2 protein-coding genes and 2 pseudogenes are annotated in these 5,217 nt (G+C 71.6%); 2 read left to right on the top strand and 2 right to left on the bottom strand.

What is annotated here, in order from left to right; all coding sequences use genetic code 11:
* Positions 1-755: 755 nt before the first annotated feature.
* Positions 756-1,751 carry a tryptophan--tRNA ligase gene (gene trpS / locus GV126_RS30855; protein WP_159672797.1) on the top strand — a complete coding sequence of 332 codons (996 nt, stop codon included), beginning with the start codon at positions 756-758 and terminating at the stop codon, positions 1,749-1,751.
* Positions 1,752-1,820: 69 nt separating this feature from the next.
* On the opposite strand, the gene proC is transcribed toward trpS, so the two are convergent.
* Positions 1,821-2,630: a pyrroline-5-carboxylate reductase gene (gene proC / locus GV126_RS30850; protein WP_028420934.1), complete on the bottom strand. Its 810-nt coding sequence runs from the start codon at positions 2,628-2,630 to the stop codon at positions 1,821-1,823.
* A gap of 176 nt (positions 2,631-2,806) precedes the next feature.
* Positions 2,807-3,577: pseudogene (locus GV126_RS30845) on the bottom strand (class I SAM-dependent methyltransferase); the annotation flags it as partial.
* 494 nt (positions 3,578-4,071) lie between these two features.
* On the opposite strand from GV126_RS30845, the pseudogene GV126_RS30840 reads away from it, so the two are divergent.
* A pseudogene (locus GV126_RS30840) lies at positions 4,072-4,974 on the top strand (serine/threonine-protein kinase); the annotation flags it as partial.
* Positions 4,975-5,217 lie beyond the last annotated feature (243 nt).

Raw genomic sequence — 5,217 nt, 5'->3', positions numbered from 1 at the left:
CAGCCATCAGACTGGAGACGGGGTATCAACATATCTGGCGTTGACTTTTGGCACGCTGTTGAGTTCTCAAGGAACGGTCGCTTCCTTCGTACTCACCCTCTCGGGCTTTCCTCCGGGCGCTTCCCTTCGGTGTTTCCGACTCTATCAGATCTTTTCTCGATCCGATTTCCTCGGTGCTTTCCAGGTTCCCGCTCTCGCGTTTCCCTTTCCGGCGGTTCCGACTCTATCAGACTCTCCGGCTTTCCTTCGAGCTGATCCCCGGTCAGCGGGGTTCGTCCTCCGGGCTGTTGGGCCCTTCCGACGAGTGAGACTTTAGCGGAATCCCGGCTCCCGAGCGAATCGGGGGCCGCGTCCTTGCGAACGTGGATTCCTCATTCCGTAAATACGCACGCCAATGAAACGACGGCAGACAGAATGCGCGACTGTCGTCGAGTAGTGGGTGGTGCTTGCGGAGTGGCTGTCCGGGGACCGACCGGAGTCGGCTCTCACGTCGGACAACTCGGAGAACAGTACGGATGCCGCCGGGGTGTGTCAACTCACGGCACGTCGAGGTACCCGCGGGTGGCATCCGGGGCGTACTGTGGTCGGCATGACGACGCGTACGTGTGTCCAGCAGTGGTGGCCCGCCTGACGGCGGCCGCCCTTCACGTACGCATGCAACGGCCGCCGCTCCGGCGGCCGTTCTCGTTTCTCCCTCCAGGACTCAGGGGGCCGGCCGACCGGGACGGTGGCTCCGACCAGGAGAGGGAGCAGAGATGACACGGGTCTTCAGTGGGGTCAAGCCGACCGGGCACCTGACGCTGGGGAACTACCTCGGCGCGATGCGGCGGTGGGCCGAGGTCGATCAGCACCAGGCGGACGCGCTGTTCTGCGTGGTGGATCTGCACGCGCTGACCGTGGACCACGACCCGGCACGGGTGCGCAGGCTGAGCCGGCAGGCGGCGACGCTGCTGCTGGCGGCGGGGCTCGATCCGGAGTTGTGCACGGTGTTCGTGCAGAGCCATGTGGACGAGCACGCCCGGCTGTCCTACCTGTTGGAGTGCGTGGCCTCCGACGGCGAGATGCGGCGGATGATCCAGTACAAGGAGAAGGCGCCGCGGGAGCAGGCGCGCGGCGGGAGCGTGCGGCTGTCGTTGCTGACGTATCCGGTGCTGATGGCCGCCGACATCCTGGCCTACGGCACGCACGAGGTGCCGGTGGGGGACGACCAGACGCAGCACGTGGAGCTGGCGCGGGATCTGGCGGTGCGGTTCAACCACCGGTACGGACACACGTTCGTGGTGCCGAAGGCGACGCCTCCGAAGGTGGCGGCGCGGGTGATGAACCTGCAGGACCCCACGGCCAAGATGGGGAAGTCCGACGACTCGGGGCCCGGCATCGTCTATCTGCTGGACGAGCCGGACGTGGTGCGCAAGAAGGTCATGCGGGCGGTGACCGACAGCGGGCGGGAGGTCGTCTACGACCGCGAGGGCCGGCCCGGCGTCGCGAACCTGCTGGAGATCCTGGCCGCCTGCCAGGGCGGGAACCCGGAGGCGCTGAGCGGTGCGTACGACTCGTACGGCGCCTTGAAGAAGGACACCGCGGAGGCCGTGGTCGAGGTGCTCAGGCCCGTGCAGGAACGGCACAGGGAGCTGTGCGCGGATCCGGCGTACGTGGAGAGGGTGCTGCGCAGGGGCGCGGAGAAGGCCAGGGAGATGGCGCGGCCGATGGTGGACGCGGCGTACCGGGCGATCGGGCTGCTGCCCGCCTGAAGGGGCCGGTACGGGCGGCGGGCGCCGAGCCGCGGAGGGCGCGGGGCGGTCGCCGCCCGGGCCGGTGGGTCAGTTGCTGCCGGAGGCCAGCTCGCGGCTGCGGTCGCGGGCGGCTTCCAGGGCGGCGATGAGCGCGGCGCGCACGCCGTGGTTCTCCAGTTCGCGGATGGCGTTGATCGTCGTGCCGGCCGGCGAGGTGACGTTCTCGCGGAGTTTCACGGGGTGCTCGCCGCTGTCGCGGAGCATCACGGCGGCGCCGATCGCGGACTGGACGATCAGTTCGTGGGCCTTGTCGCGGGGCAGGCCGAGGAGGATGCCGGCGTCGGTCATGGCCTCGACCAGGTAGAAGAAGTACGCCGGTCCGGAGCCGGACAGGGCGGTGCAGGCGTCCTGCTGGGCCTCGGGGACGCGGAGGGTCTTGCCGACGGCGCCGAAGATCTCCTCGGCGTGGGTGAGGTGGTCGGCGGTGGCGTGGGTGCCGCCGGAGATGACGGACATGGCCTCGTCGACGAGGGCGGGGGTGTTCGTCATGACGCGGACGACCGGGGTGCCGGCGGCCAGGCGCTCCTCGAAGAAGGACGTGGGGATGCCCGCCGCGCCGCTGATGACCAGGCGGTCGGCGGGGATGTGCGGGGCGAGTTCGTCGAGGAGCGTGCCCATGTCCTGGGGCTTGACGGTGAGGATCAGGGTGTCGGCGGTCTTCGCGGCCTCCGCGTTGGTGACCGGGGTGACTCCGTGGCGCGCGCGGAGTTCCTCGGCGCGCTCGGGGCGGCGGGCGGTGACCAGGAGGTCGGAGGGGGCCCAGCCGGCCCGGATCATTCCGCTGAGCAGGGCTTCGCCGATCTTGCCGGTGCCGAGGACTGCGACTTTCTGGCTCATGGGGTCATCCTCGCACCGGGAGTGGGCGGTGCGGCGCGGTGTCCGGCAGGCGGACTGCGCCGCGGTGCCGCTCGGGGAGGGGTGCACCGCGCGCTCACGCCCAGGGGTGCGGTGCCGCCGTGCCGCTCGGGGTGCGGTGGTCGGACGCCGTTCGGGGGGCGGTGCCGCGGTGCCGGTCAGGGTGCGGTCGCGACGAGGAGGAGGACGTCGTAGACCTCCTCGACGATGCCGTCGGGGAAGACCTCCAGCAGGTGCGCGCGCTCCTGGGCGAGGAAGGCGGTCCTGCGGTCCTCGGGGGAGGTGAGCAGCAGCGAGTGGCTGGCGATGTTGGCCAGGTGGGTGTCCAGGGGGACCCGGCGGCTCCAGCGGATCTCCCGGCGGGGGAAGTCCCGGCGGCCGGGGGGGTCGGCCAGCTCGGTGCGGGCGGCCCGCTGCTGCTCCCTGGGGACGTCGAGACCGAAGAACCGGCTGGTGCGGCGGCTCTGCTCGGCGATCCACTCGACGCCGGCAGCGTCGGTGTTCCACCACAGGGCGATCGCGCCGCCGGGGCGCAGCACGCGCAGGGCCTCCGGTACGGACCGGGCGGGGTAGGTCCAGTGCCAGGCCTGGGCGTAGGTGAGCAGGTCGGTGGACGCGTCGGCGAGGGGCAGGGCGTTGCCGTTGCCGCGCACCAGCGGGATGTCCGGGTGGGTGCGGCGGAACTGGGCCGCCATGCCGTCCCCGGGTTCGACGGCCAGCACGCGGGCGCCGCGCTCGTGCAGGAGGGCGGTCGCGATGCCCGTACCGGCGCCGATGTCCGCGATGCGGGCACCGGCCAGGGGGCGGCCGGCCAGTTCCTCGACCGTGTCGAAGAGCGCGGGCGGGTAGGAGGGGCGGTGGGCGGCGTACTGGGCCGCGGCGGCGTTGAAGGAGTGCGCTCGCGCGGCCCAGTACGCCGCTGCCGGTGTGCACGTAGGTGTCGGAGACGTACTCGCCGTTGCCGATCTTGTCCCAGATGTTGGAGGTGCCGTAGTAACCGGAGACCGTGGTGCCGGGGGTCTGGCAGGAGATGGAGACGTTGATCCCCTCGGGCAGGACCCGGACGATGGCGTAGCCGGTGCCGGGGCCGCTGCGGACGTTGAGGCGGACGCCGGGGGCCACCGGGTAGGTGCCCGCGGCGACGGCTGCCGCGGTCTGCGGGGTGGTGGCCGAAAGCGTGGTGGTCGGCGTGGCGGTGGCCGGCGTGGTGGTGGCCGGCTGCTCGGCGGTGCCGTTGCCGGTGGTCTCGATGTGCTCGGTGGACATGAGTGGGTGGTCCTCCCCCGTTCCGACATGCGTGCGTGACTCGCACACATGTATGGATGGCGTGAAAGTGCACGCTAGCAAGCCTCCTCCGTCCTGTTCGAGTCATCGACTAGGCTCCGTGCGTCGCGCGCGCGGACGAACAGCACGGGGGTGGTCCATGACGCCACAGCGCAACACCGGAGCGGGCGCGGAAGCGGAACTTCCGGAATATGCCGGGCACTACCGCTTGGAATCCTGTCTGGGCTCGGGTGGCATGGGCGTCGTGCACCTGGCCCGCAGCACCTCGGGACTGAAGCTCGCGGTGAAGGTGGTGCACGCCGAATTCGCGAAGGACCCCGAGTTCAGGGGGCGGTTCCGGCAGGAGGTGGCGGCTGCCCGGCGGGTCAGCGGAGCGTTCACCGCGCCGGTCGTGGACGCCGACCCGGAGGCCGAACGGCCATGGATGGCCACCCTGTTCATTCCCGGTCCGACGCTGGCCGAGCAGGTCAAGCGGAACGGCCCCATGGCCCCGGCCCAGGTGCGCCGGCTGATGGCCGGGCTCGCCGAGGCGCTGCGCGACATCCACCGGGTGGGCGTGGTCCACCGCGACCTGAAACCGAGCAACGTGCTGCTCGCCGAGGACGGGCCGAAAGTCATCGACTTCGGCATCTCCCGGCCGAAGGACAGCGAACTGCGCACCGAGACCGGGAAGTTGATCGGCACGCCGCCGTTCATGGCGCCCGAGCAGTTCCGTCGGCCGCGCGAGGTCGGGCCGGCCGCCGACATCTTCGCGCTGGGGTCGGTCCTGGTGCACGCGGCCACCGGGCGGGGGCCGTTCGACTCCGACAGCCCGTACCTCGTCGCCTATCAGGTCGTCCACGACGAGCCGGATCTGACCGGGGTGCCGGAGGACCTGGCGCCGCTCGTGCAGCGCTGCCTCGCCAAGGAGCCCGCGGACCGGCCCACGCCCGACGAGCTGATGCGCGCACTGCGGTCGGCGGCGGCCTCGTACGACACCCAGGCGTTCATACCGGCACAGCGGACGCAGGACGTGCCACCGCCCCGGCCCGGGGACGGGCAGAAGGGGCCGGGGGCGGCGGACCCGTCCGTCTGGGGGGGGGCCCGGGGCCGGCGCGGGTGGAGCCCGCCTGGGCTCAGGGGGGGATCCCGGGTGTGCGGCCGGTCACATTAGGCCGGGGGGGGGACAAGGCACTCATGCCCGAGGCCGTCCCCCAGCGGGGCACCGGCGGGGGGGCCGCCGTGTCCACCCCCGCCGCGGCGACTGCCGACGCGACCGCCGCCCGCGCCCGCGGACTGACCAAGG

This window comes from Streptomyces mexicanus (assembly GCF_902506575.1).
Taxonomy (GTDB): Bacteria; Actinomycetota; Actinomycetes; order Streptomycetales; family Streptomycetaceae; genus Streptomyces; species Streptomyces mexicanus.
Note: the sequence above shows the minus strand (reverse complement) of the source record. Positions and strands in the feature narration are given on the sequence as shown.